Origin of the sequence: Pseudoalteromonas sp. SR41-8 (assembly GCF_014163915.1) — a bacterium.
Taxonomy (GTDB): Bacteria; Pseudomonadota; Gammaproteobacteria; order Enterobacterales; family Alteromonadaceae; genus Pseudoalteromonas; species Pseudoalteromonas rhizosphaerae.
The window spans coordinates 1-375 of record NZ_JACJEE010000094.1 but is presented as its reverse complement, the minus strand read 5'-3'; the positions used below and the strand labels follow the sequence as shown (position 1 = coordinate 375).

Here is a 375-nt window from a genome sequence, read left to right as displayed (position 1 = left end):
AGCTAGAGTTATTCTTTAACAACATTCTTTGGTAGAAGAAGTTGGCTGGGATACCAGGATTTGAACCTGGGAATGCCAGGATCAAAACCTGGTGCCTTACCGCTTGGCGATATCCCAACAAAGAAACAGTTGATAGTTTTAATTCTTATCAAGAACATGGTGCGGAAGGAGAGACTTGAACTCTCACATCCTAAGATACTGGAACCTAAATCCAGCGCGTCTACCAATTCCGCCACTCCCGCATAGTCCGTATAATTATATACGTTTTTGCTGTTTATACTCGTAGCTAGAGTTATTCTTTAACAACATTCTTTGGTAGAAGAAGTTGGCTGGGATACCAGGATTTGAACCTGGGAATGCCAGGATCAAAACCTG

2 tRNA genes are annotated in these 375 nt (G+C 42.1%); both read right to left on the bottom strand.

The window, feature by feature from the left end:
- Positions 1-42: 42 nt before the first annotated feature.
- A tRNA-Gln gene (locus tag H5162_RS21150) sits at positions 43-117 on the bottom strand.
- 40 nt (positions 118-157) lie between these two features.
- Positions 158-242 (bottom strand) — tRNA-Leu (locus H5162_RS21145).
- Positions 243-375: the final 133 nt, after the last annotated feature.